The sequence below is a fragment of the Pseudomonas sp. P4_D7 genome (assembly GCF_056401755.1).
Genome location: NZ_JBFUIR010000018.1, coordinates 37,610 through 59,009 on the forward strand (window position 1 = coordinate 37,610; position 21,400 = coordinate 59,009).

The window sequence follows — 21,400 nt, forward strand, 5'->3', positions numbered from 1 at the left end:
AATCAGGCATCTACTAAATAAATCAATGTTACTTATAAAAATTTTGCCGAATGGTAATGAAAAGCCCCAATTCTGACAAGGGAATTACCCGGAGCTCTTACCCTCAAGCCTTGCAGTATAGGGGGTCTACGGAAGTGGCAAGTTGTCGCAGCGCAATTCTTTGATAAATCACAGGCATAAAAAAACGCCCGCTTCCGTGAGGAGGCGGGCGTTCTTTTTGAACGCGGAAGCGGAATTAACGCTTCGAGTACTGCGGACGCTTACGCGCTTTACGCAGACCAACTTTCTTACGTTCAACTTCACGGGCGTCGCGAGTAACGAAGCCAGCTTTGCGCAGAGCGCCACGCAGGGTTTCGTCGTAGTCCATCAGAGCGCGAGTGATGCCGTGGCGGATTGCGCCAGCTTGACCACTTACACCACCGCCGATCACGGTGACGTAGATGTCGAACTTCTCGACAGTCTCAGTCAGCTCCAGCGGCTGGCGAACTACCATGCGGGCAGTTTCACGGCCGAAGAAGTTTTCCAGCGAACGGTTGTTGATGGAGATGTTACCAGTACCCGGACGCAGGAAAACGCGTGCGGTTGCGGTCTTGCGACGGCCAGTGCCGTAATTTTGAGTCGCCGACATAATGTACTATTCCGTTAAAACTTCAGTTCTTGGGGCTGCTGAGCAGTATGTGGGTGTGCAGCGCCCGCATAGACTTTCAGCTTACGGTACATGTCGCGACCCAGTGGGTTTTTAGGCAGCATGCCTTTAACCGCGGTCTCGATCACGCGCTCAGGGGCTTTAGCGATCAGCTTTTCAAAGTTGATCGACTTGATGCCGCCCGGGAAACCGGAGTGGGAGTAGTACATTTTGTCAGTGGTTTTAGCACCGGTAACACGAATCTGCTCGGCGTTGATTACGACGATGTAGTCGCCGGTGTCAACGTGAGGAGTGTACTCAGGCTTGTGCTTGCCACGCAGACGGCTCGCGATTTCGGTGGCCAGACGACCCAGGGTCTGACCAGCAGCGTCGACGACAAACCAGTCGCGCTTTACTGTTTCCGGTTTAGCAGTAAAAGTTTTCATTCTTTATAGCCTCAGGGGCCGCCCTGTAAATTAGACGGCGGATCTTACTGAATAGTGCGTACTTTGACAAGTCAAAGGCAGCCGGATACAGACGCTTTCGGGGGCTCGGGTCGGCGCGTCCGTTCAACGGCAAGATTCTTCGGCGGCGGCGCATCACTTCCACTGCAGAAAGAGGTCGGCAATTATGCAGATTGCGAAAAATATTTCAACCTGCTTTTATGATTGTTTTGCCCAAGGAGCACCCGATGGACTATCGCCAGCTAGGCCGTACCGACCTGAACGTGAGTGCAATCTGCCTCGGCACCATGACCTGGGGCGAGCAAAACACTGAAGTTGAAGCCTTCGCGCAGATTGAACGGGCCAAAGAAGCCGGGATCAATTTCATCGACACCGCCGAGATGTACCCGGTGCCGCCGAAAGCCGAAACCTACGCCACCACCGAGCGCTATATCGGCAATTACTTCAAAAGTCGCGGCGACCGCGCCGACTGGATCCTCGCCAGCAAGATCGCCGGCCCCGGCAACACCATCGACTACATCCGCGACAAAAACCTGCGCCATAACCGCCAGCACATCACCGCAGCGGTGGACGCCAGCCTCGAGCGCCTGCAGACCGATTACATCGACCTGTATCAATTGCACTGGCCGGAACGCAGCACCAACTTTTTCGGACAACTGGGTTACAAGCACAAGATCGAAGCCAACCTGACCCCGCTCGAAGACACTCTCGAAGCACTCGACGAGCAAGTGAAGGCCGGCAAGATCCGCCACATCGGCCTGTCCAACGAAACCCCGTGGGGCACCATGCGTTTTCTGGCCTTGGCCGAAGCGCGTGGCTGGCCGCGCGCGGTGTCGATCCAGAACCCCTACAACCTGCTCAACCGCAGTTTTGAAGTGGGCCTGGCGGAAATCGCCATCCGCGAACAGTGCGGCCTGCTCGCCTATTCGCCGTTGGCGTTTGGTTTCCTGTCAGGTAAATACGAAGGCGGCGCTCGTCCACCGAAAGGTCGCCTGAGCCTCTACAGTCGCTTCAGCCGCTATTTCAATGCGCAGTCGGAAGCAGCGTGCAGCCGTTATGTCGCGCTGGCCCGGGAGCACGGTCTGGACCCGGCGCAGATGGCCTTGGCGTTCGTCACTCAGCAACCATTCGTCACGAGTAACATCATTGGCGCGACGACGCTTGAGCAACTGGACAGCAACATTGCCAGTTTTGATCTGAAGCTTTCCGATGAAGTGCTGGCAGGGATCGAGGCGATTCACAAGGATCACCCGAACCCAGCGCCTTGATTTACCGCTAAAAGCTTCGCGAGCAGGCTTGCTCCCACAGGTACGGTGATCCCCTGTAGGAGTGAGCCTGCTCGCGATAGCGGTCTGACAGTCACCAGAATTTCAAAGCGACCGCGCAATAATCTCCTTCATGATTTCATTGGTGCCAGCATAGATCCGCTGCACCCGCGCATCCGCCCACGCCCGGGCCACCGGGTACTCCCACATGAAGCCGTAACCGCCATGCAACTGCACGCACTCGTCGAGCACCTTGCATTGCAGATCGGTGCCCCAGTATTTCGCCATCGCCGCCGTCGGCACGTCGAGCTTGCCTTGCAGGTGCAGCTCCAGACATTTATCGACGAACACTCGGCCGATCTGAATTTCCGTGGCCATCTCGGCCAGCTTGAAGCGGGTGTTCTGGAAGTCGGCAATGGCTTTGCCGAAGGCCTTGCGATCGCGGGTGTAATCAAGCGTCCATTGCAACGCAGCTTCAGCTGAAGCCAGGCCACCGATCGCCACCGTCAGACGTTCCTGAGGCAATTCCTGCATCAGATAAGCAAACCCGGCCCCGGCCTGCCCCAGCAGGTTTTCTTTCGGCACGCGCACGTCCTGGAAAAACAATTCCGACGTGTCCTGCGCCTTCATGCCAACCTTCTCAAGGCGCTTGCCCTTATCGAAACCCGGCGTACCCGCTTCCACCAGAAACAGGCTGGTGCCCTTGGCGCCGGCCTTTGGGTCGGTCTTGGCCACCACGATCACCAGATCCGCGAGAAAGCCGTTGGTAATGAAGGTTTTCGAACCGTTGATCACATAGTCGTCACCGTCCAGCACAGCGGTGGTCTTCACACCTTGCAGATCGGAACCCGCCCCCGGCTCGGTCATGGCGATGGCCGTGACCATCTCGCCCGAAACCAGTTTCGGCAGGTATTTGTGCTTCAGCGCCTCGCTGCCGTAATGCAGGATGTACGGCGCGACAATGTCCGAATGCAGCGAGAAGCCGATGCCGGTCAGGCCCAGTCGCCCGACCTCCTCGATCACCACCGCACTGTAGAGAAAGTCCGCCCCCAGGCCGCCGTATTCTTCCGGCAGGTGCGAGCAGAGCATCCCCGCCTCCCCGGCCTTGTTCCACAGTTTGCGGTCGATATGGCCCTGTTTCTCCCATTGCGCATGGAACGGCACCGCCTCTTTTTCGAGGAAGGTGCGGACGCTGTCGCGAAACAATTCGTGCTCGGAGCTGAACAAGGTTCTGGGGATCATGCGGCACCTTTCTTTGTTGTTGGCGGGAGATGGCCTTCAGAGACTAAGCCTCCCCTCTGACACAGGACACTGGACACATCCGACAAAAAATAAGACGATCCAGCCGTCTGGTGACCACTTTCCCTTATAAAAACAAAACAAAAGTTGAATTATGTCCAAGCAAGTCTCCACGCCCTTGCGGCGCGTCAGCATCCTGGCAATCGACCGGGTTTTCGCTTCCACTCTCATGCAAGCCAAGGATTTCTTCCATCTGGCCAGCCTGCGTTATGGCAAACAACTGGGTCACGGCCTGACACCGGCGTTTGAAACACGCCTGGTCAGCCCCGACGGCAAACCGGTGAACAGCTTCAGTGACGTGGTAATGCCGGTCGACGGTGGCCTGGAAAACGCCGACGTCATTATCCTCCCGGCGTTCTGGGACGATTTCGACACGCTGTGCGGCCGTTATCCCCAAGTGTTGCCCTGGCTGCGTGAACAGCACGCTCGTGGCGCGGTGTTGTGCGGCGAAGCCACCGGGGTGTTCTGGCTGGCCGAGGCCGGCCTGCTCAACGGCAAGGAAGCGACCACCTACTGGCGTTTCTTCAATGCATTCGCCGAGCGCTTTCCCAAGGTCTATCTCAATCAGGACAAGCACCTGACCGATGCCGACAACTTGTATTGCGCCGGCGGTACCACGTCAGCCTGCGATCTATACATCTACTTGATCGAGCGTTTCTGTGGGGCCAACGTCGCGCAAGCCGTGGCCCGCGACATTCTCTATGAAGTGCAGCGCAGCTATGCGCCGGGACGCATCGGTTTCGGTGGGCAGAAGCTGCATCAGGACGTGATTATCCTGCAGATCCAGCACTGGCTCGAAGAGCATTTCGCCGACAAGTTCCGCTTCGAAGACGTCGCCCGCGAGCACGGCATGAGCATCCGTAACTTCATGCGCCGCTTCCAGACCGCCACCGGTGACAAGCCATTGCATTACCTGCAACGCCTGCGTATCGAAACCGCGAAAGGTTTGCTGTCCGGCAGCCGCAAGAGCATCAAGACCATCAGTTATGAGGTCGGTTACGACGATGCGAGCTTCTTTGCGCGGCTGTTCCGCCAGCATACTGAACTGTCGCCGAACCAGTATCGGCAGCAGTTCCAACAAGCCGCCTAACCCTCCCCCCCGTTGATCGTTCCCACGCTCTGCGTGGGAATGCTGCCAATGGACGCTCTGCGTCCGCCCCGGAATGTGACGCAGAGCGTCACGGTATGCATTCCCACGCGGAGCGTGGGAACGATCAGTGTGCGCGGGCCGGTGAATTCGAGATAAAAAAAGGGCCTGCAATTGCAGGCCCTTTTTTGTTTCGCGATTCTGCTTAAGGCTTGTGCGCCCGCGACAGGAATTCGTGCGATTGCATCTCCAGCAGACGGCTCAGCGTACGCTGGAATTCGAAGTTCAAACGGCCGCCGGTGTACAGATCCTTCAACTCGACTTCAGCCGAAATGATCAGCTTCACGTTACGGTCGTAGAACTCGTCGACCATGTTGATGAAGCGGCGCGCAATGTCGTCAGTGGTGACGCTCATCTGCTCGACACCGCTTAGCAGCACGGCGTGGAAGATCTTGCCCAGTTCGATGTAGTCGTTCTGGCTACGCGGGCCGTCGCACAGCTCACGGAAGTCGAACCACGCCACGTCGTCGCACGTACGCAGGGCACGGATTTCGCGGTTCTCGATCATCAGCACATCGTTTTCGACCGCAGCAGTGCATTCCGGCGTCAGCGCCTTGAAGCTCTTGCGCAGACTTTCGTGAGCAGCTTCGTCGAGCGGATAGTGGAACAGCTCGGCTTGTTCGAGGTGACGCAGACGGTAGTCGACGCCGCTGTCGACGTTGACGATCTCGGTATTCTGCTTGATCAGCGCAATCGCCGGCAGGAAACGCGCACGTTGCAGACCGTCCTTGTACAGGCCGTCCGGAACGATGTTCGAGGTCGCGACCAGGGTCACGCCGTTCTTGAACAGTTCTTCCATCAGCGTGCCGAGGATCATCGCGTCGGTGATGTCGGAGACGAAGAACTCATCGAAGCAGATCACCCGCGACTCAGTCGCAAAGCGCTTGGCGATGATGGTCAGCGGGTTTTTCTCGCCGCCGAGGGTTTTCATTTCTTCGTGCACACGCTTCATGAAGCGGTGGAAGTGAGTGCGGGTCTTTTCCTTGAACGGCAGTGCTTCGAAGAAGGTGTCGACCAGGTAAGTCTTGCCGCGACCCACGCCGCCCCAGAAATACAGGCCCTTGACCGGCGTCTGATCCTTTTTGCCGAACAGTTTGCTCAGCAGACCCGGCTTGTTCTGATCGGCGGCGATCAGATCCTCGTACAGACGCTGCAAATGACGCACAGCAGTTTCCTGCGCGGCGTCATGGAAGAAGTCCGGGCGTTTCAGATCAGCTTGGTATCGTTCTAGGGGCGTCATAATTCGTTAGCAAGGCAACAAAAACGGGCCGTCACTGTAGCGACGGCCCGTGGGAATGGCAATCGGCCCTTGGTCGGACCGTGCCGCCGATTAGTCCTGAACCGGGGTCAGCGCAACGCGCAGAGCCTCGATGGCCGCGTCCCGCGCAGCAGTGTCAGCGAATGCCGGGCTGTCGCCAACGCACTCGCCCTCCAGCCAGACGCTGAAGCTCAGGTCTTCGCTGCGCACGTCCAGTGGCTGGCCGGATTGCAGTTGCTTGGTCACCTGCCCGGCAGTTTTGCCGTCGGCGAAGTTGCGCGACAGCAGCAATTGCTCGCCGTCGGCCGCCAGCAGACGGAAACGGAAACTACCGTCGTCTTCACGGAAACTGACGAAACGCGCGGCTTTCGCGGCTTTCTTCTTGGTGGTCGCGGCGACTTGCACCTGATTGACGAAAGAACGCAGGCCAACCGCTTCACGCAATTCATTGAGGAACGGCGTCGCCACGGCACGGGCCTTCTTGGCGCCGATCTGCAGGATGTCTTCCAGATCCGCCGGACGCTCGATCAACTGGTGATACTTGTCGCGCGCTTCCCCGAGATCGTTATCGAGCAACTGGAACAGACGATTCTTCGCCTCGCCCCAACCCAGACCACCGAGCAGTTCGCTGCGGAACTCGTCAGCCTGCGCCGGCGTGGCGAAGGCCTGGAACAGGGTGAACAGGTGCGAGTTGTCCGGATCCTTGGCCTCGCCTGGCGCTTTGGAGTCGGTGACGATCCGCGAGATCGCATCCTTCATCTCTTTGGCGCTGGAGAACAGCGGAATGGTGTTGTCGTAGCTCTTCGACATCTTGCGACCGTCGAGGCCTGGCAACGTCGCCACGCTTTCCTCGATCAGTGCTTCAGGCATGGTGAAAAATTCTTTGCCCTGACCGAACAGGTGGTTAAAACGCTGGCCGATATCGCGGGCCATTTCAACGTGCTGGATCTGATCACGACCGACCGGCACCTTGTGCGCGTTGAACATCAGGATGTCCGCCGCCATCAGCACCGGATAGCTGTAGAGGCCCATGGTGATGCCGGCATCCGGGTCTTCACCGGTTTCGACGTTCTTGTCCACTGAGGCCTTGTAGGCGTGCGCGCGGTTGAGCAGGCCTTTGGCGGCGACGCAGGTCAGCAGCCAGGTCAGCTCAGGGATTTCCGGGATGTCGGACTGGCGGTAGAAGGTCACGCGGTCGACATCGAGGCCACCGGCCAGCCAGGTCGCGGCGATTTCCAGACGCGAGCGCTGGATGCGCAGCGGGTCATCGCATTTGATCAGGGCGTGGTAGTCGGCCAGGAAGTAGAACGAATCGGCATTGCTGTCGCGGCTGGCGAGGATCGCCGGGCGGATGGCGCCGGCGTAGTTGCCCAGGTGCGGCGTGCCGGTGGTGGTGATGCCGGTGAGGATGCGGGTACGGTTCGTCATGGGTAATCGCTTGTCAGACTGCAATCAATTCGAGAGACGCGGCAGGAGCAGATCCTTGAGATCGGTCAGCTTGCCATGAAAAAAGTGTCCGCATTCTGCCACTTTCAGCAGCTCATGGGGGCGCTGGAGTTTTTCCGACCAGGCGTAAACCAGTTGCGGATCGATGACCTCGTCGGTTTCCGGCTGGATCACCGTGAGTTCGCCATGTTGCGGCAGTTGATCCTGCTCACCCAGACGCATGACTGCCGGGGCGACCATGAACAGGTGCTTGAGCTGCACGCCCTGCGCTTCGAGTCGACCGCCGAGACTTGCTGCAACAAATCCGCCGAAGGAGAAACCGAACAGGGTCAGCGGCAGATTCGGGTGTTTTTCCCGCAGCCACTTGGCCGCCGCCTGGGCGTCGTCGACTTCACCGGTGCCCATATCGTGCACGCCTTCGCTGGCGCCAACGCCGCGATAGTTGAAGCGCAAGGTAATCAGACCTGCGTCGCGCGCGGTGCGCTGAAGGGTCGAGACAACCTTGTTGAGCATGGTGCCGCCCTGCACCGGGTTCGGATGGCAGATCAGCGCGATGCCGATTGGCTGCTCGTTATCCAGGTACAGAGACTCAAGTTGACCCACCGGGCCGTCAATCACTACAGGGGTTTCACGCATCAGCAAGGAAGGAACTCCGTGACCTCGAATCGGGTCGACTCGTCTAGCAAATTGTCTGTGCCAATCTATTGCGAGTGAATCGCGGTATACAGCGCAGGTTCGAGCCGTTAACGTAAAGCAAAGCCGTTTATAGAGGAAGGACTCGTGGAACACTCGCTCTTAGTTTGGTTGTTACCGACTCTTGCCCTGGTTGTGGGTGTCGCCATTGGATTCCTGATCGCGCGCGTTGCGCCGAACGCCGCGCCGAGCCGTACGCAGCGTCAACTGGATGATATCCAGGAGCGTTTCGACAGTTATCAAAACGAAGTGGTCACCCACTTCAACAGCACCGCGATGCTGGTCAAGAAGCTGACCCAGAGCTATCAGGAAGTGCAGGATCATCTCGCCGAGGGTGCCAATCGTCTGGCCCTGGACGAGCAGACCCGCCAGCGCCTGATCGCTGCCCTGCACGCTGACGCGGCAGTCGCGCCACGCGAACGCCTGACGCCACCGCGCGATCAGGAGCCGCCGCGCGACTACGCACCGAAGACCCCGAACTCGCCGGGCATGCTCGATGAGCATTATGGTCTGAAGAAGTAATCAGTCTTCGCTGAAAACAAAAAGCCCCCGGACAGTGATGTATCCGAGGGCTTTTTTGTATCCGATGATTTTTGCCTGATTGTTATGCCCCCTTCGCGAGCAAGCTCGCTCCCACAGGAATTGATGATGTACACAAAAGTTGTGTTCCACACCTAACCCTGTGGGAGCGAGCTTGCTCGCGAAGGGGCCGGCACAGGCCAGACAACAAAATGCCCGATCGCAGGACCGGGCATTTTTTTCATTCTGACAAGCGCTTACGGATACTGCTGAACCGTACCCGGCTGCTGTTGCTGCTGACCACCATACTGCTGGCCCGGGATCGCCTTCAGGTTGACTTCAACCCGACGGTTCTGCGCCCGGCCATTCACATCACCGTTGCTGGCAATCGGGTTGTCCGGTCCGGCACCACGGACCGAGAGGTTGGTACCGCTGACACCTTGCGAAGTCAGGTAGGTCGCCACGCTCTGTGCACGGCGCTGGGACAGGTCCATGTTGTGCTGGCGGCTGCCGGTGCTGTCGGTGTAGCCGACGATTTCGATCTGGTTCTGGTTGAATTCTTTAAGCGAACCCGCGAGGCTGTTCAGCGGCTGGTAGAAGCTGGACGCGATGTTCGCCGAATCGGTTGCGAAGGTGATGTTGCCCGGCATGATCAGTTTGATCTGATCGCCTTGGCGCTGCACTTCAACGCCAGTGTTGGCCATGCTCGCGCGCAGTTTCTTTTCTTGCTGGTCGGCGTAGTAACCGTAACCGGCAGCGGAAGCACCGACCACAGCGGCGCCGATCAATGCCCCTTTGCCACGGTTGTCGTGACCGATGGCGGCACCGGCGAGCGCACCGGCCAGTGCACCGAGGCCGCCGTATTTGGCGGTTTTGCTCATTCCTTGGGAGCCACCGTCGGCCTGGCCCTGATTGTCATACGGGTTAGGCGAGGCGCAGCCGGACAGCAAGGCCACGGCAGTAGCGACAATAATCAAACGACGCGTGGTGAACATGGAGAGCTCCTGGTTTTTCGCATTCTGTGGTGCAGCGGCCACTGGGTTAATGGACTTGTGCGGGCGTTGGATCATGACAATGCACAAAAATTCCGCCGGGCACTCGTGACAAAATATTCAGGCGCGTACAAACGGGTTTTCGCGCATTTCATCACCCAGGCGCGTATCCGGCCCGTGTCCGGTAATCACGGTCGCGTCCTCGTCCAAGGTGTACAGCCGCTGCTTGATCGAACGCACGATGGTCGCCTGATCGCCGCCCCATAAATCCGTGCGCCCTACGCCGCGACGAAACAACGTGTCGCCGGCTATCAACAGCTTAGCCTCGGAAAACCAAAAGCTCATGGAACCGGGTGTATGTCCCGGCGTGTGCAGGGCAACACCGCAACCGCAGGCCAGTTCCTCATCGTCACTCAACCAGCGATCTGGCGATGGCACCGGTGTGTACGGCACACCGAACATCTGGCACTGCATTTCGAGGTTGTCCCAAAGGAACTGGTCTTCCTTGTGCAAATGCAGGGTCGCGCCGGTTTTTTCCTTCATCTGCCCGGAAGCGAGGAAGTGATCGAGATGCGCGTGGGTGTGAATGATGCTGACGACGTTCAAACCCAAAGCATCGACGCGCGCCATGATGAGATCAGGATTGCCGCCCGGGTCGACGACGATGGCTTTTTTGGTAAGCGGATCGCCGATGATGGTGCAGTTGCACTGCAAGGGACCGACGGGGAAAGTTTCGCGGATGAGCTTGTGGGCTGGGAGCACTATCGAATGTTCCTGCAAAGACATGGCTGAAAGAACTTCAACCAAACTTTCGCTAAAAATCTAAATGCACATCCAGAGCAGTGTCATTTTTCTGACGTCATCAGAAAAAAAATAATGGCAAAGCGATATCATTTGACGCTAAAAGTCAGACAATATTATCGCCTGTCAGCGACCACAACAGGACGCTCGTAATTCTTGGTCAGGATCTCCAAATGTCATCCCCGCTTGGTTATGCACTTACTAAATCTTCCTTTTTAACCGGCAATCAGCAAGCCGATAGCTTGATCTACGGTACTCAATGGCTGAGCCCTGATTTTGGCGGTGTAGATTTTTTTTCAACGCGACTAACGTACAGCTTCGTTACGCCTGGCCAATCATACTTCGCCAAAGACTACAGCGACAAAGACGAATTCCTCAACAGTTACGCTCTGACCACAGCCCAGCAGACTGCGGCGACCAACGCTTTGAACGCCTGGAGCGCGGTGGCCAATATCAAATTCACATTGGTCAACGATAACGTTAGTTCTGCCGGGGACATACGCTTTGGCGGTTATGCTGACCTGGATCCAAAAGCTGCTGCCTGGGCCTATTTCCCAGACCGCTCTCCATTGGGTGGTGATGTCTGGATTGGCCCTTCGACAGATAACCCGAATCCCGTTCAAGGTACATACGACTACATGACTTTCATTCATGAAATTGGTCATGCCTTGGGCCTCAAGCATTCTTTTGAAGCGAGCCCCACCAACAGCAACGTAATGCCAACCGCAATGGACGACTCACATTACACACTCATGAGTTACAACAATGCGTATTCGTATCAGCCAACCACGCCGATGCTGCTGGACATCGCAGTCATTCAGAAGCTCTATGGTACCAACATGCTTTGGCAAACCGGTGACAATATCTACAAGTGGGGTGCTGATCAGTCCGTATTCGAAACAATCTGGGACGCAGGTGGAAACGATACGATCGATGCGAGCAATCAACTGGCGTCCGTCAGCCTGAATCTCAATGAAGGTCAGTTCAGTCAGATCGGCAAGTCATTTGTCAATGGAACCACCCTCGCACTGGTCAATGACGGTCTGGCAATCGCGTTTGGCGCGAAAATCGAAAATGCCGTAGGCTCTTTTTTCGCTGACACGCTGGTCGGTAATGCGCTGAATAACACCCTGAACGGCTATGCAGGCGCTGATACCATGATCGGCGGAGCTGGCAATGACACCTACTACGTCGACAACATCGGAGACGTTGTTATCGAGACCGGTACCTCGCTGACCGAGATTGACCGGGTACTAAGTTATGTCGACTACACCTTGGGCGACAACGTCGAGAACGTGTGGCTGCAAGGTACTGCCAACCTCAACGGGACAGGTAACTCGCTGAACAACCGGCTGACCGGCAATGATGGCAACAACGTGCTCAATGGCATGGCGGGTGCCGATACCATGCTGGGCATGGCCGGCAACGACACCTACTACGTCGACAACGTAGGTGATGTGGTCATCGAAACCGGTATCTCGACGAGCGAAATCGACGAGGTCAAGAGCACGATCAATTACACCTTGGGTGACAATGTCGAAAACCTGACCCTGCTGGGCAACGCCAGCCTGGCCACCGGTAACGCATTGAATAACCTGCTCACCGGTAACGAAGGCGCCAACACCCTCAACGGTCTGGCGGGCGCAGACACCATGATCGGTGGTGCCGGAAACGACACCTATTACGTCGACAACGTCGGTGACGTGGTCACTGAAACCGGCACCTCGCTGACCGAGATCGATCGTGTATTGAGTTACATCGACTACACCCTGGGTGACAACGTCGAAAACGTCTGGCTGCAAGGCACTGCCAATCTCAACGGTACAGGCAATTCACTGGATAACCGGTTGAGCGGTAACGACGGCAACAACACGCTCAATGGCATGGCCGGGGCCGACACCATGCTGGGCATGGGCGGCAACGACACCTACTACGTCGATAACATCGGAGACGTTGTTATCGAGACCGGCACCTCGCTGACCGAGATTGACGAAGTCAGGAGCTCAATCAATTACACGCTGGGTGACAACGTCGAGAATCTGAGCTTGCTTGGCACCTCCAATCTGAGTGGCACCGGCAACAGCCTGGCAAATCTGATTATCGGCAACGATGGCAACAACGTACTGAACGCAGGTGTGGGCGATGACACGCTAATTGGAGGAGCTGGCACCGACTCACTCACCGGCGGCAGTGGCGCAGATCTGTTCATATTCAATCTCTGGAGCGAATCTGGAATCGGCGATCAGCGCGACGTCATTACAGACTTCAACACCGCGCAGGGCGACAAGATCGACCTGACGAAGTTTGATGCCAACCTGCTGACGGCCGGCTTCAATGGATTCAGCTTCATCGGTGCCGCTGACTTCACCGGCGCAGGCCAACTGCGTTTCGTCGATCACGTGCTCTCGGGCAACGTGAGCGGCAACGCCGGTGCGGACTTCGAAATCCAGCTGGTGGGTGTGAACAGCTTCAGCGCCAACGATCTGGTGGCCTGATGTAACCTCAGCTCCAACCTGCCCGCAGGTCGGACAACCAACAGAAACGCCCCGAGGATTCGGGGCGTTTCTGTTGGTGTCAATATTGCCGAGGACTAGGTCAAGACCCCCAATTCCTTCGCCCGCGCCACTGCCTGCGTACGCCGCTCCACCCCCAGCTTGCTGTTGATATGGCTGGCATGGGTTTTCACTGTATGCAACGAGATGAACAATTGTTCGCTGATTTGCTGATTCGAACAGCCTTGAGCGATCAGGCGTAACACCGACAACTCCCTGCTGCTGAGCTGCTCAGTGCCCCCATGATCGACGACTGGACGCGCCGCTACAGGCGGAAAATGCGCCAGCAATTGTTGCCCTGACAATGTCGCAGAGGCTTGCAAATGCCCACGCAACCAGTCCGCGTGTCCGTTCACCAAGCTATCGAACGGTTGCAATACCCCCCCCGCCGCCGCTTCCAGAGCCTGACCCAATGCCTTGCGGGCTTCTGTCTCTCGACCGCCTGCCAGCAACAGCGCCACCTTCTGCGTCAACGCCATCACACTAAGCAACTGCCGGCCGGTTTGCTGGCCGTTTTCATGCAAGACGTTCAAACGCCCTTCGGCGAGCATCGGTTGGCCCTGATTCAGGTCGAGCAAAGCCTGTTGCAGTTCCACATGCAGCGGCAGTTGTGGATGGAACTCCGGCGGCGCAGCGGCGCGTTCGCCGGTGTAGGTCTGGCCCAACCGCGCCAGCCATGCCTCGGCCAGATCGATGCGACCCTGCGCCAGCCACAGTTCACATTTGACCAGAGTGATCATCGCCAGATAATAGATCGGCGGCACGTCCCAGATGTGCATCAGGCGTTCGGCTTCGGCGAGTTCGGCAAAAGCCTTGGCGAATTCGCCACTGCTGCCGTCCAGACGAGCGATGACACAATGGCCGATCAATACGCTGATATCGCGACAGGCTCGTGCCTCGCTGATCCCGGCCAACAACCGCACGCGTGCCGCCTGAGGCTGCAAGCGCATGGCCAACAGAAAACCCTCATACAACGTCAGCCGAGCGCGCACCGCGTACAGACGTTGTGGCGACAAACCACGCAGTCGCCCCAGGCCCTGATGGACTTCATCGAGTGCGCGCAGGATTTCGCCACGCGATTGCAACACCCGTGCACGGTCGTAATGGGCCAAAGCTTCGAACAACGGATTGCCGACTCGCTGCGCCAGCTCCAGGGATTCGCGGTTAAGACCGCGTGCGCGCCACAGATCGCCATCGGCAATGGCCAGATTGGACAAGGTCGATAGACACATCAGCCGTTGGCCATAACGTTTGGCCGGCAGGCTTTCCAGGGCCTCGGTGCAATATCTGATCGTCAGCTCACGATGCCCACGCCCTCGAGCGATGATCCCGCTCAACGCCAGCCATTGCGCCAGCATCGACTTTTGCGCAGTAGCGGAAGGCGCCGGCAGGAAGCGGCTCAGGTGACTGGACAACTCCTCGGCGGCATCCAGCTGACAGGCCAGCCCCAGCGCCCAGCTGTACAGCACGATCAAGCGCGGCGTGCTGATCAACAGGCTGTCTGGCAGGTCCATTTTCCAGCGCAGCAACATGCCGACGTTTTGCTCGGCCAGCAGTTGCTCCTCCGAGAGGTTCTGTACCAGATTTGCCGCGACATCCAGGTGACCGGCACGCAACGCCTGCTCCACGGCTTCATCCAGCAGCCCTTGTGCGTTGAACCAGCGACAGGCACGCAGGTGCAGCGTTGCAGTCGGCACCATCGCCTGAGCAATCGGCCGACTGCGCAACAAATCCGAAAATAAATGGTGATAACGATACCAGTGACCGTGCTCGTCCAGCGGCACCAGAAAGACCTGATGGGCCAACAGGAAACGCAGGATCTCGGCGCTGTCGTGGGCTTCGCGAACGGCGTCGCACAACTCGCTGCAAAAGCGTTCCTGGGGGGCGGTGTCGTACAGAAAGGCTTGCACCTCGGCCGGCAGGCAATCGATGACCTCTTCCAGCAGATAGTCGCGGATCAGCCCTTCCCCACCGTTCAACGCTTGCGGTAGCGCCGCATCGCTGCCGGCCTCAGACACCGCGAGCAGCCAGAACCGCAAACCGGCGACCCAGCCTTCGCTGCGCTGGATCAGGTTTTCCAGCGCTTCACCGCGCAGCGAACTGCTGTGGCGATCAAGCAGGGTCAGGGCTTCGTCGTGGGTCAGGCGCAGATCCTGCTCGTGCAATTCGAGCAACTGCCGCGACAGACGCAGGCGCGCCAGATGCCAGTCCGGGCGCTGGCGACTGGTGACCATGACCAGCAAGCCATCGGGCAAATGGTTGAGGAAAAACTGCAGGCAGCGATCGAGCACCGGGCCTTGCGCAAGATGGTAATCGTCGAGCACCAACAGCAGTGGCGCGCCGGGATCGAGGTGCAGGGTCAGTTCATCGAGCAAGCCGTCGAGCCATTCTTCGAAGGCAAAGGGCTGATGGCGTTGGCGCATTTTCAGCAGGCCGAGTGCGCGACTGCCCAGTTGCGGAAAGTAGTCCTGCAAGCCTTCGAGCAGACGTTCGAGAAAGCGCCCCGGGTCGCTGTCGCGAGGACTCAGGCCCAGCCAAAGGCTTTGCCAGTGTGCCGGCAGACTCTGACAGAACTCCACCGCCAGCGAGCTCTTGCCAAACCCGGCGGGAGCACTGACCAGCAACAGACGCCCACCGAGCCCGGCCTGCAGGCGCTCGCAAAGGCGTGGTCGCAAGACGTAGCCGTCGGGCAGCGGCGGGCGGAAAAAACGCCCGTCCAGTGCCGCGATGGCAACGCTTGCGGGACCCGGAAGTGGGGACAGATCAGTCATGGCCGGCTCTTGTTCGAATTGCTGTTGGCGGCGTTGCAGATGTCCGCAGACTAGCCTTAAACGAACCGGTTATGAAGGTTGCTGCTACAAATGGCTACAAAAAGGCTACACGCAAAAAAACGCCCCGAACCAGACGGGGCGTTTTCACGAGGATGCGGCCTCGGTTTTACAGCGGTTTAGCGAACACCATCCTGACGCAGTGCAGCCGGGGTGAAGTCGCTGGTGGTGGCGGTGAAACCGAAGTCATACGCACTCTTCTCTTCGTTCTTCATGCCCAGTGCAAGATAGCGGCCGGACTGCAGGTCGTAGAGGGTTTCCAGGGCATACCACGGCACTTGCTTGTCGTAGTAGTTCTCGGCATGCGCTTCGGCGACGCGCCACAGTTGGCCACGACCGTCGTAGTGATCGATCACGGCGGCTTGCCAGGTGTCTTCGTCGATGTAGAAGTCACGTTTGGCGTAGATGTGACGCTGACCTTCTTTCAGGGTGGCAACCACATGCCAGACGCGGCGCAGCTCGTAACGTGCCAGATCCTGGTTGATGTGACCGGCCTTGATGATGTCGGCGTACTTCAGTTTCGGATCGTCGAGCTTGTAGCTGTCGGAGGCGATGTACATCTCTTTCTTGCCTTCGAGCTTCCAGTCGTAGCGATCCGGAGCACCGTTGAACATGTCGAGGTTGTCGGAGGTACGCAGGCCATCCGCCGCAGTACCCGGACCGTCATAGGACACTTGTGGCGCACGACGCACACGACGCTGGCCGGCGTTATAGACCCACGCCGAACGTGGTTCTTTGACCTGATCGAGAGTTTCGTGCACCAGCAGCACACCACCGGCCAGACGTGCCGGCGCGGTCACTTTCTGCTTGAAGTAGAACAGGATGTTGCCCGGGTTTTTCGGGTCGTAGTCCTTCATCTTGTCGCGGAACACGAACTGATCCTGGAAGTACACCAGGCTGTACGAGCCGTTCGGTTGCGGCGTGGCCTGGGTCACCAGACGAGTCACGCTGCCACCGCGATAGCGGGTGATGTGGTTCCAGATGACTTCCACACCGCTCTTCGGAATCGGGAACGGCACGGCCGTTTCGAAGTTTTCCAGACCGTTGCCGCCGGACACCAGGTTGGTGGTGGTGGCGTTTTTCTTGATCGCGGCAAACACGTCATCTGGCACGGTCGCACCGCGATGGGACGGGTAAACCGGCATCTTGAAGGTGTCCGGATAACGCTTGAACATCGCGTATTGGCCCGGCGCCAGCTTGTCCTTGTACTTGTCGACATCCTTGGCGGTGATGGTAAACAGCGGTTGCTCACTGGCGTAAGGGTTGGACAGGAAGCCACGCGCGTCGACGCTGCCGGCATTCTTCGGCAGCGGCTTCCACGCCGGGATCGAACCGTCGGCGTTACCGGCCATTTCCGCGCCCATCGGCGTCAGACTCTTGCCCAGTTTGTCGGCTTCGGCAGCAGGCACGGCGGCCATGACGCCGGTCGCCAGCAGCGACAGGCCCAGAACACCGGCGTGGAACAGACTCTTTGTTATTTTCATAAATTCGTTCGTCCTGAAATGCAGTGCTTAGAAGTTCACGCCGAAGCTGAGCGCAACAAAGTCGCGGTCATCCACAGTGGTGTACTTGCCGTCGAAGAAGTTGGTGTACGCCAGGCTCGCGGTGTAGGTGTTCTGGTATTCGGCATCGACGCCCAGGCTGACCGCTTTGCGACCTTCCTCGAAGTTGCCGCCAGGGCCTGGCGAGTAACCGCTGACGTCGTGGGACCAGGCCACGTTCGGCTTGAGGTTCACACCGGCGAAGACGTCGTTGTATTCCCAGATGGCGCGACCGCGGTAGCCCCACGACATCGAGGTGGTGAAGCCGTCGTTGTCGCAATTGCGGCTGCGGTTGTTCTGCGGTGAACCCGGCCCGGCACCATTGATGGTGCTGGCGTTGAGAATATTGGCGCAGGTATTCACACCGCCAGTGGCTGGCAACTCACCCGGGCCGTATACCGGATCGCGGCCATAGCGCTTGTCGGAACGGCTTTCCAGCCCGCCGACGTAGGTCGCGCCGACTTCGCCGACGAGGGTCAGACGGCTGGCGCCCATGACCTGATCGAAGAAGTGCGTGAACGTGGTCTGGATCTGGGTGATTTCCTTGCGCTCGTAACCGTGCAGATCCTGTCCCGGCACGCCGTTCAGTATCGAAGCGTTGGTCAGTGCCCCGCCAATCGGACGCACACCGGCGAACAGAATGTCGGTGGAGTTCAGTTGTACCGGCGCGTTCGGCCGGTAGCTGATCTCACCGCTCCACGCCGTACCGGTAGGCAGGGTGGTGGAGAAGCTCAGACCGTAGAGGCGAATGTCTTCAGGGTATTCAATGAAGTAGTTCGAGTTACCCGCGACCAGCAACGGTGCAAGTGCCGCAAACGGCCCCGGCAGCGCGCGCGCGGTGTTGTAGACCGATTGCGGAGCACCGGTGGCGCTGAAGATCGGCGCACGGCTGTGGTAGTTCATGAAGTAGGCGCCGAACTCGGTGTCCAGCGGTTCGTACATGTACTTGAAGGACGCACCCCACTGGCCGCTGTCACGGGCATCGCGGTCCGGACCACGGCGCACCAGAACGCCTTCTTCGTTGACGTTGACACCGTTGGCCGCCAACGGCCCCAGGGCGATGGCCGGGATTTGCGAACGCTTGTTCAGCACGCGCAGGTTGTCGTTGCAACCGTCGGCAACGATGTCTGGCTGCGAGAAGAACGTGCCGCAGTTATCGACGACGGTCTGGTCCCATTCCAGCTGATAGAACGCTTCGGCCGAAAGGTTTTCGGTCAGGCTCTGGGACACGTAGAACATGTTGACCGGGATCAGGCCTTCCTTGATCTCGGCGCCCGGACGACGGAACGCGGAAACGTCGATCGGGTTGATCGAGTTGATGCCGCCACCGATGAAGGTACTTTCACCCCAGCTCACCACCTGCTTGCCCAGACGCACGGAACCTGGCTGATCGGCGATCGCGTAGTTGTGGTAGACGAAGGCGTCGAGGATCTGCCCGCCGGACGACTTGGCGCCCTCTTTACGGCCCGAATCGCTGATGTCCTTGAACTCGCGGCTTTCGTCCTTGAGTTCGAAGTCGTACCAGTATTTGCCACGGACAAACACGCCGGTGTCGCCGTATTTCAGTTCAAGGTCATGGATGCCCTTGAAGATCTTCGAAAAGGTTTCGCCGCTCTTGAAGTTGGCGTGGCCATCGTCAGAAGTCTGCGACAGACCATGGCCGCCGTTGTTGACGCCGATGAGGTTCTTGTTCGGGCTCTGGGTCGACCAACTGGCACCGATCGACAGGGAAGAGTCGAACTGGCCCTCGATTTCACCGACGTTGAAACTGACGCCGAATGCGGGCCCGGCGAGCGAAGAGGCAAGACTGACCGCCAGAGGCAGTTTCGCCCGGCGCCAGAACTGGTTTACTGAGGTCATCGACGCTACTCCATGTGCATTATTGTTATGGCAGTGAGTACTTTTAAAAACGCCTGAAGGACCGGGTGCCAGAGACAACCCGAAATCACTCCAAAGATGCATCGCCCCGTTTTGTGCGTGTGCCCCGTTCTTAAAAATCCTTGAGCGGACTATAGCCAGCAGGTGGTACTGCTTGATCCCTCTAAAGTGTGATTTGCAGCTGCCGGCCACTCTGGAACAGTCCTTTCGCCAGTCCGACGCATGTCGGCACGGCAAGGATGGCTGATTTTTTCGATTTCACAAGCCAAGCGCTTGCTTGGTGGGTCTGGCGCGCCGGTTTCGGCGCGCCAGCAGACACTCAAAGTGTCGAGAGGAAGGTGCTGTTGTTGGCCTGCCATTCGGTGATGTCGAGGCGGATGCGCTTCTTGTCGAGCTTGCCAACACTGGTCTTGGGAATTTCGGTAACAAGGGCGATCTGACTCGGAATCGCCCACTTGCTCAGGTGTCCCAATTCCACGAACGGCTTGAGGTGTTCCTTGAGTTCGCGTGCCCCAATCACATGCCCTTCGCGGATTACCAGCAAGGCAAATGGACGCTCGCCCCACTGCGGATCGGCGATGCCCACCACTGCTACTTCGCGTACCGCGACGTGACGGCTGATCAGGTCTTCGAGATCCAGCGAAGAGATCCACTCGCCGCCGGTCTTGATCACGTCTTTGATGCGGTCGCGGATGTCGATCACGCCCATGCTGTCGAGTGTGGCAACGTCGCCGGTATGCAACCAGCCGCCAGCCCAGAGCTCGGCGCCCTTCTGCGGTTCGTTGAAATAGCCTTCGGTGAGCCATGGCGCACGCAGCACCAGTTCGCCCTGGGTCTCGCCGTCGGCCGGGAGAAAGTGACCCTCGGCATCGACAATCGCCGCTTCCACCAGCGGCCCCGGCACACCGGCCTTGATCCGGTAGGTGGTGCGTTCGTCTTCAGTGCCGGCCATCAACTCATCATTGAGGTGCGCACAGGATACAAGCGGCCCGGTTTCCGACATGCCGTACGCAGCGGTGAGCTGAATGCCCCGCGCCTTGGCGGTTTCATACAAGGTGCGATTGAGCGCGCTGCCGCCGATGACAATTTTCCAGCCGCCGAAATCGGTGCCTTGCGCGCCTTTGGCGTTGAGCAGCATTTGCAGGATGGTCGGCACGCAGTGGGAGAAGGTAACCTTCTCCTTGCGCCACAACTCCACCAGAAACTCCGGATCGTAGCGCCCCGGATAAACCTGTTTGAGGCCAAGCATGGTCGCCACGTACGGCAGGCCCCAGGCGTGTACATGGAACATCGGTGTGATCGGCATGTACACGTCGTTGGTGCCGAGCAGGCGCACGCTGTCGATCGAACCCATGATCGTCGACACGCCCATGGTGTGCAGCACCAGTTGCCGATGGGTGAAATACACGCCTTTCGGATTGCCCGTGGTGCCGGTGGTGTAGAACGTGGTGGCGACCGAGTTTTCGTCGAAGTCCTGAAAGTCGTACTGCGGGCTAGCGGCGGCCAGCAGTTGTTCGTACTCGCCGACCAGATTCGGCAGGTCGGCGGTTTTTTCCGGCAAATCAGTCAGCAGCAGGGTTTTCTCGACCGTGCTCAGGTGTGGTGCGATTGCCTGGTAAAGACCGACGAACTCGCTGTTGACCAGCACAAAGCGGTCCTCGGCGTGGTTCATGGTGTAGAGGATCTGTTCCGGCGACAGGCGCACGTTGATGGTATGAATCACCGCGCCAATCATCGGAATCGCAAACATGCATTCCAGGTAACGATGGCTGTCCCAGTCCATCACCGCCACGGTGTCACCGGCTTTCACACCGGCGGCCGTCAGCACATTGGCCAACCGCGCCACGCGCTCGATCAAGGTCGGGTAGCTATAGCGCAACTGGTCACGGTAGATGATCTCGCGGGTTTTCTCGTAACGGGCGCCGGACATCAGCAGCCGTTTGATCAGCAATGGATACTGGTAGGCCCCATCGGCCGGGGTAATGACGCGAGTCTGCAACATAAGAATCCCTTTTCTGACTGCACGGTGTTGGCGTAGAGATTGGTACTCTAGAACCCTTATACGCCAGCCAAATCAGCCAAAGGAATGATT

16 protein-coding genes are annotated in these 21,400 nt (G+C 58.4%); 4 read left to right on the top strand and 12 right to left on the bottom strand.

The window, feature by feature from the left end; translation table 11 throughout:
* Positions 1 to 235: 235 nt before the first annotated feature.
* Both rpsI and rplM read right to left on the bottom strand, forming a co-directional pair.
* Positions 236 to 628 carry a 30S ribosomal protein S9 gene (gene rpsI, locus AC1DVF_RS13950; RefSeq protein ID WP_008080273.1) on the bottom strand — a complete coding sequence of 131 codons (393 nt, stop codon included), beginning with the start codon at positions 626 to 628 and terminating at the stop codon, positions 236 to 238.
* 14 nt (positions 629 to 642) lie between these two features.
* Entirely contained in the window at positions 643 to 1,071 is a 429-nt protein-coding gene (gene rplM, locus AC1DVF_RS13955; RefSeq protein WP_007917032.1) for a 50S ribosomal protein L13, read from the bottom strand.
* 245 nt (positions 1,072 to 1,316) lie between these two features.
* On the opposite strand from rplM, the gene AC1DVF_RS13960 reads away from it, so the two are divergent.
* Positions 1,317 to 2,357: an NADP(H)-dependent aldo-keto reductase gene (locus AC1DVF_RS13960; protein WP_099757145.1), complete on the top strand. Its 1,041-nt coding sequence runs from the start codon at positions 1,317 to 1,319 to the stop codon at positions 2,355 to 2,357.
* Between the two features lie 102 nt (positions 2,358 to 2,459).
* Here AC1DVF_RS13960 and AC1DVF_RS13965 read toward each other — a convergent pair whose 3' ends face one another.
* Positions 2,460 to 3,596 carry an acyl-CoA dehydrogenase family protein gene (locus AC1DVF_RS13965; protein WP_099757146.1) on the bottom strand — a complete coding sequence of 379 codons (1,137 nt, stop codon included), beginning with the start codon at positions 3,594 to 3,596 and terminating at the stop codon, positions 2,460 to 2,462.
* 250 nt (positions 3,597 to 3,846) lie between these two features.
* On the opposite strand from AC1DVF_RS13965, the gene AC1DVF_RS13970 reads away from it, so the two are divergent.
* On the top strand, positions 3,847 to 4,743 hold the full coding sequence (locus AC1DVF_RS13970) for a GlxA family transcriptional regulator (protein ID WP_175555647.1): 897 nt from the start codon (positions 3,847 to 3,849) through the stop codon (positions 4,741 to 4,743).
* Positions 4,744 to 4,945: 202 nt separating this feature from the next.
* Here AC1DVF_RS13970 and zapE read toward each other — a convergent pair whose 3' ends face one another.
* The 3 genes from zapE to AC1DVF_RS13985 form a co-directional block, all read right to left on the bottom strand.
* Positions 4,946 to 6,040, bottom strand: a complete 1,095-nt coding sequence (zapE, locus tag AC1DVF_RS13975; protein ID WP_034156483.1) for a cell division protein ZapE — start codon at positions 6,038 to 6,040, stop codon at positions 4,946 to 4,948.
* Positions 6,041 to 6,130: 90 nt separating this feature from the next.
* Positions 6,131 to 7,486: a tryptophan--tRNA ligase gene (locus AC1DVF_RS13980; RefSeq protein WP_320336344.1), complete on the bottom strand. Its 1,356-nt coding sequence runs from the start codon at positions 7,484 to 7,486 to the stop codon at positions 6,131 to 6,133.
* 24 nt (positions 7,487 to 7,510) lie between these two features.
* Positions 7,511 to 8,140, bottom strand: a complete 630-nt coding sequence (locus AC1DVF_RS13985; protein ID WP_477782629.1) for an alpha/beta hydrolase — start codon at positions 8,138 to 8,140, stop codon at positions 7,511 to 7,513.
* Between the two features lie 144 nt (positions 8,141 to 8,284).
* On the opposite strand from AC1DVF_RS13985, the gene AC1DVF_RS13990 reads away from it, so the two are divergent.
* The gene (locus AC1DVF_RS13990; RefSeq protein WP_007917055.1) at positions 8,285 to 8,719 is read left to right on the top strand and encodes a Z-ring associated ZapG family protein; all 435 of its coding nucleotides are present in this window, start codon (positions 8,285 to 8,287) and stop codon (positions 8,717 to 8,719) included.
* 254 nt (positions 8,720 to 8,973) lie between these two features.
* On the opposite strand, the gene AC1DVF_RS13995 is transcribed toward AC1DVF_RS13990, so the two are convergent.
* Positions 8,974 to 9,711 carry a YiaD family glycine zipper/OmpA-like lipoprotein gene (locus AC1DVF_RS13995; RefSeq protein WP_186624763.1) on the bottom strand — a complete coding sequence of 246 codons (738 nt, stop codon included), beginning with the start codon at positions 9,709 to 9,711 and terminating at the stop codon, positions 8,974 to 8,976.
* A gap of 117 nt (positions 9,712 to 9,828) precedes the next feature.
* Positions 9,829 to 10,470: an MBL fold metallo-hydrolase gene (locus AC1DVF_RS14000; RefSeq protein ID WP_477782630.1), complete on the bottom strand. Its 642-nt coding sequence runs from the start codon at positions 10,468 to 10,470 to the stop codon at positions 9,829 to 9,831.
* Positions 10,471 to 10,682: 212 nt separating this feature from the next.
* Between AC1DVF_RS14000 and AC1DVF_RS14005 the strand changes: the two genes are divergently transcribed.
* Entirely contained in the window at positions 10,683 to 13,004 is a 2,322-nt protein-coding gene (locus AC1DVF_RS14005; protein ID WP_477782631.1) for a M10 family metallopeptidase C-terminal domain-containing protein, read from the top strand.
* Positions 13,005 to 13,099: 95 nt separating this feature from the next.
* Here the strand turns inward: AC1DVF_RS14005 and AC1DVF_RS14010 are convergent, their stop codons facing one another.
* From AC1DVF_RS14010 to AC1DVF_RS14025, 4 genes are all read right to left on the bottom strand, one after another.
* On the bottom strand, positions 13,100 to 15,832 hold the full coding sequence (locus tag AC1DVF_RS14010; protein WP_477782632.1) for a winged helix-turn-helix domain-containing protein: 2,733 nt from the start codon (positions 15,830 to 15,832) through the stop codon (positions 13,100 to 13,102).
* A 176-nt stretch (positions 15,833 to 16,008) separates the two neighbouring features.
* Complete coding sequence (locus AC1DVF_RS14015; RefSeq protein ID WP_093441275.1) at positions 16,009 to 17,373, bottom strand: DUF1329 domain-containing protein; 1,365 nt, start codon at positions 17,371 to 17,373, stop codon at positions 16,009 to 16,011.
* Between the two features lie 27 nt (positions 17,374 to 17,400).
* Positions 17,401 to 19,290, bottom strand: coding sequence for a DUF1302 domain-containing protein (locus tag AC1DVF_RS14020; RefSeq protein WP_016985157.1), 1,890 nt, complete (start codon positions 19,288 to 19,290; stop codon positions 17,401 to 17,403).
* A gap of 337 nt (positions 19,291 to 19,627) precedes the next feature.
* Positions 19,628 to 21,310: a fatty acid--CoA ligase gene (locus AC1DVF_RS14025; protein ID WP_477782633.1), complete on the bottom strand. Its 1,683-nt coding sequence runs from the start codon at positions 21,308 to 21,310 to the stop codon at positions 19,628 to 19,630.
* Positions 21,311 to 21,400 lie beyond the last annotated feature (90 nt).